The 4324-nt window shown below is 69.2% G+C and carries 6 protein-coding genes and 1 tRNA gene; 5 read left to right on the top strand and 2 right to left on the bottom strand.

Going from position 1 to position 4324, the window contains the following annotated elements; translation table 11 throughout:
- The 4 genes from Q0L11_RS14890 to tgt all read left to right on the top strand — a co-directional run.
- A partial coding sequence (locus Q0L11_RS14890) for a peptidylprolyl isomerase (RefSeq protein WP_296598248.1) occupies positions 1-324 on the top strand: 324 nt, incomplete at its 5' end.
- A 2-nt stretch (positions 325-326) separates the two neighbouring features.
- Positions 327-785 (top strand): hypothetical protein, encoded by a 459-nt coding sequence (locus Q0L11_RS14885; RefSeq protein WP_296598244.1) that lies wholly within the window; start codon positions 327-329, stop codon positions 783-785.
- A 36-nt stretch (positions 786-821) separates the two neighbouring features.
- Positions 822-1898, top strand: coding sequence for a tRNA preQ1(34) S-adenosylmethionine ribosyltransferase-isomerase QueA (gene queA / locus Q0L11_RS14880; protein WP_296598249.1), 1077 nt, complete (start codon positions 822-824; stop codon positions 1896-1898).
- Positions 1898-3031, top strand: a complete 1134-nt coding sequence (gene tgt, locus Q0L11_RS14875) for a tRNA guanosine(34) transglycosylase Tgt (protein ID WP_296598243.1) — start codon at positions 1898-1900, stop codon at positions 3029-3031. The genes queA and tgt overlap by 1 nt, the downstream gene beginning before the upstream one ends.
- On the opposite strand, the gene Q0L11_RS14870 is transcribed toward tgt, so the two are convergent.
- Positions 3006-3728 (bottom strand): hypothetical protein, encoded by a 723-nt coding sequence (locus Q0L11_RS14870; RefSeq protein WP_296598242.1) that lies wholly within the window; start codon positions 3726-3728, stop codon positions 3006-3008. The two genes, tgt and Q0L11_RS14870, sit on opposite strands and share 26 nt — an antisense overlap.
- Positions 3729-3848: 120 nt before the next feature.
- On the opposite strand from Q0L11_RS14870, the gene Q0L11_RS14865 reads away from it, so the two are divergent.
- A tRNA-Lys gene (locus Q0L11_RS14865) sits at positions 3849-3923 on the top strand.
- Positions 3924-3977: 54 nt separating this feature from the next.
- Here Q0L11_RS14865 and Q0L11_RS14860 read toward each other — a convergent pair.
- Positions 3978-4324 (bottom strand): hypothetical protein (locus Q0L11_RS14860; protein WP_296598241.1); only part of this gene is annotated, 347 nt, incomplete at its 5' end.

Below are 4324 nucleotides of genomic sequence, written 5' to 3'. Positions count from 1 at the left end.
CACCGCGTGATTCCGGGCTTCATGGCCCAGGGCGGCGACCCGACCGGCACCGGCATGAGCGGCTCGTCGAAGCCGAACCTGCCCGCCGAGTTCAGCCGCGAGCCGCACGTGCGCGGCGTCTGCTCGATGGCCCGCACCAACAACCCGAACTCGGCCAACAGCCAGTTCTTCATCTGCTTCGACGACGCCCGCTTCCTCGACGGCCAGTACACGGTCTGGGGCGAGGTGACCGAAGGCATGGAACACGTCGACTCGCTGCCCAAGGGCGAGCCGCCGCGCAATCCGGGCAAGATCGTCTCGATGAAGGTGGCCGCGGACGCCTAGTCATGGCTGGACGCCTGAAGGTGTTCGTCACGTCGGACGGCCTGACCGACTACATCGTGGCGACCACCTCCAGGCCCAAGGCCCTTGAGGCCTGGGGCAGCCATCAGGACCTCTTCAAGACGGGCCTCGCACATGAGGCCGACGATGCGGACCTGGTGAAGGCCGCCACGGCGCAGCCGGGCGAGGTCTTGCGCCGGCCGGCGGGCTCGCGCGCCACGCTTGAGAGGCTAAAGTCTTCCAAGCCGGAGAACGCGAAGCCCGCCGGGCCGACGAAAGCGCAACTGCGCAAGGTCGCCGAGCTGGAGGCCAGGCTGGACGCCGCCGACAAGGCGGCGGCCGCCGAACTTGCCGCACTCGACGCCCGCCGAGCCGCCGCGGAGGCGAAACACGCCCAGGCGCGCGCAAAGATGATCGCCAGTCTTGCGGCCGCTCGCGAGGCCGTGGAGCGGGCGCGCGCTTGACGCGGAGGCGTCGGCGTGTGCTTGACCTCGCGCTCCATGCAACTCGCCGACTTCGATTTCGACCTGCCCGAGGATCGCATCGCGCTCCGTCCGGCCAATCCGCGCGACGCGGCGCGTCTGCTTCTTATCCAGGCTGGCCGCCCGCTTGAGGATCTGCATGTCCGTGACCTGCCGAGCCTGCTGGGCGCGGGCGACGTACTGGTGGTCAACGACACGCGGGTGATCCCGGCCCGTCTGAAGGGCGTCCGCGTGCGCGGCGAGAGCCGCATCGCCGTCGAGGCGACGCTTCACCAGGCGAAGTCGGGCCACGTGTGGACCGCCTTCATGCGGCCGGGGAAGAAGCTGGCGGTCGGCGACCGAATCCTGTTCGGCGAGACGGACGACCGCGCCTGCCTCCTGAGCAGCCTCGACGCTACGGTGCAGTCCAAGGGAGAGGGAGGCGAGGTTACGCTCGCCTTCGACCTCGCCGGGCCCGACCTGATGGCCGCCATCGCAGAGCGCGGGATGATGCCGCTGCCACCCTACATCGCCGCCAAGCGGGGCGAGGACGAGCAGGACCGCGCCGACTACCAGACCGTCTACGCCGCCGAGGACGGCTCGGTGGCCGCGCCAACCGCCGGCCTGCATTTCACGCCCGAGCTAATGGGCCGGCTGGAAGCGATGGGGGTGACGTTCGAGCGCGTGACGCTGCACGTCGGCGCCGGCACGTTCCTTCCCGTGAAGGTGGACAACATCTCCGAGCACAAGATGCATGCGGAGTGGGGCGAAGTGGACGCCGCTACGGCCGACCGGCTGAACGCCGTCCGCGCCGCCGGGGGCCGCATCGTCTGCGTCGGCACCACGTCGCTGCGCCTGCTGGAGAGCGCCGCCGATCCGGATGGGACGATCCGCCCGTTCGCCGCAGAGACCGCCATCTTCATCACGCCCGGCTACCGGTTCCGCGCCGCGGACGGGCTGATGACCAACTTCCACCTGCCGAAATCGACGCTGTTCATGCTGGTCTCGGCCTTCGCGGGCCAGGAGACCATGCGCGCCGCATACGACCACGCCATCGCCACCGGCTACCGGTTCTACTCCTACGGCGACTCCAGCCTGCTCTGGCGTGCCGTCTGATGGCCGGCTTCCCGTTCCAGCTCTCGGCCACGGATGGCAAGGCGCGCACCGGTGTGCTGTCGACGCCGCGCGGCGAGATCCGCACGCCCGCCTTCATGCCCGTGGGCACCGCCGGCACCGTGAAGGCCCTGACCGTCGAGCAGGTGGCCGCCACCGGCGCGGACATCATCCTGGGCAACACCTATCACCTGATGCTGCGGCCCACGGCCGAGCGGGTGAAGCGGTTGGGCGGACTGCACCGCTTCATGCGCTGGGAGAAGCCGATCCTCACCGACTCGGGCGGCTTCCAGGTCATGTCGCTGTCGAAGATCTCCAAGGTCACTGAGGACGGCGTCACCTTCCAGAGCCACATCGACGGCAGTCGCCACGCCCTGTCGCCAGAGCGGTCGATGGAGATCCAGGCCGATCTGCTGGGCTCGGACATCGTCATGCAACTGGACGAGCTGGTTGCCCTTCCGGCGACACCGCAGAAGGCGGCGGATGCCATGCGGCGATCCGCACGCTGGGGACAGCGGTCAAAGAACGCGTTCGGTGAACGTGACGCTCAAAATCTGTTCGGCATCCAGCAGGGCGGGCTCGATCCGGCGTTGCGCCGTGAATCGGCCGAGCGTCTTCAGGAGATCGGGTTCGACGGGTACGCCATCGGCGGCCTGGCGGTGGGCGAGGGGCATCGGGCGATGTGCGAGGCGCTTGACTTCGCTCCCGACATGCTGCCGGTCGAGCGGCCCCGCTACCTCATGGGCGTCGGCAAGCCGATCGACATCGTGGAGGCCGTCTTTCGCGGGGTCGACATGTTCGACTGCGTGCTGCCCACGCGCTCCGGCCGCCACGGCCAGGCCTGGACCTGGGACGGGCCGATCAACCTCAAGAACGCCCGCTTCGCGGAGGATGAGAGCCCGCTGGACGAAGGCAGCCTGGTCCCGGCCAGCCGCGACTACTCCAAGGCCTATCTGCACCACCTGGTGAAGGCGAACGAGATCCTCGGCCAAGTGCTGCTGTCGTGGCACAACCTGGCCTTCTTCCAGGCCCTGATGGCCGAGATGCGCGCCGCGATCGCGGCGGGGACCATGACGCGGTTCCGAGACGCGTTCGCCGCCCGGCAGGGCGCTAGCGGACCGGATACTTCGGGCTGAACTTGCTGGGCGGCCGTCCCGATGGCGGCGGCGCGGCGGCCTGCCTCTGCTGAACGACCGCCGCCCGCTCGTGCGACGGCGTGGCCGGCGGCGTGCAGCCCTTGGACTCGCCCAGGCCCTTGAGATAGGCGCGGCGCACGTTGCCCGCGACGATGGCGGACTGCACCAACCGGTCGTGCGCTTCCGCCCCCGAGAGCTTTCGCACGAAGCCGCGGAACGGAATGGCGTCAGACGCGAGGTCCCCCGCCACGCCCAGCGCCGTCGACTTGCCGCGGTCCATCAGGTTCTCGTCGGTGACCGGCACCTTGTCGATGTCGGGGCCGAGTGCCTCGTCCAGCGGCCGGATCAGAGCCGCGAGGGCAGGGCACTTGAAGCTGCGCGGGGGGCGGGCATAGGGATCGTCCAGCGCCTGGAGCAACACGTCCGGGATCTTCGCTCGCATGACGTTGAGGTCGCGCAGCGGCGTCGTCGCCGCGCCCTGCAGGCTCTCGCGCTTGAGCTGTTCCGAGGTCTTCATCTGGGCCTCGGCGTCGGGCGGCGGCGGTGGCGGCGGAGCGGGTGGCGGCGGGGTGATCTTCTTGGGCGCGGCCTTGGCGGCCGGCGCCTTGGCGGCAGGCTTCGTTTGGGCCGCGGCCTGGCTCGACAGGCCCGCCGCGACGACGCCGACGAGGATCATTCTCAGGAGAGGCGAGCGCATGACCTCAGCACCATACCCCGCCCTGCGGCGCTGTTAAGGCCGGCGTCGCGAAAGCGCGTTTGACTTTCGCTTGATGCGCTCTAGGTTCCGCCCCCTCCGCCGGGGCCTCCCCCGGAACGGGGGCCGGTAGCTCAGTGGTAGAGCATTCGACTTTTAATCGAATGGTCGTGAGTTCGAACCTCACCCGGCCTACCAATCTCTCCGCTTTGATGCCGCGGCCCCAGATCGGCCCGAGCGCCGGTCGGTCGCTCAGTCGTCGATCAGGACGATGCCCGTGACCTCTTCGCGGTAGCGGCGTTCCTCTTCCCACTGCTTGAGGATGTCGGTGAGCACGTAGGGCGGCGCCCAGTCGTAGTCCTCGTGGTTCGCGCCGGCGAGGTAGAGCGGGGTGATCGACTTGTAGTTCTGCTCGATGATCGCCTCGCAATACGAGCGGATCGTGGTGCGGTCGGTCGAGACCTCGCCGAGTCGCCGGTCCTCGGGGTCGATGCGCTGGCGGCCGACCGGGATCCAGAGCGTGGGGTAGGGCTGGTTGTCGATGACGCCCTTCAGCTTGTCCTTGCCCGACAGGTGCAGGCGCAGCGGCCCGACCTTGC

The sequence above is a fragment of the Phenylobacterium sp. genome, assembly GCF_024508875.1.
GTDB lineage: Bacteria > Pseudomonadota > Alphaproteobacteria > Caulobacterales > Caulobacteraceae > Phenylobacterium.
This window is presented reverse-complemented; position numbering and strand designations above follow the sequence as displayed.

Excerpts from the sequence above, each read along its gene's own strand:
- Q0L11_RS14885 (WP_296598244.1), top strand. The coding sequence starts at position 327 with ATGGCTGGACGCCTGAAGGTGTTCGTCACGTCGGACGGCCTGACCGAC.
- Q0L11_RS14870 (WP_296598242.1), bottom strand. The coding sequence starts at position 3,728 with ATGCGCTCGCCTCTCCTGAGAATGATCCTCGTCGGCGTCGTCGCGGCG.
- queA (WP_296598249.1), top strand. The coding sequence starts at position 822 with ATGCAACTCGCCGACTTCGATTTCGACCTGCCCGAGGATCGCATCGCG.
- tgt (WP_296598243.1), top strand. The coding sequence starts at position 1,898 with ATGGCCGGCTTCCCGTTCCAGCTCTCGGCCACGGATGGCAAGGCGCGC.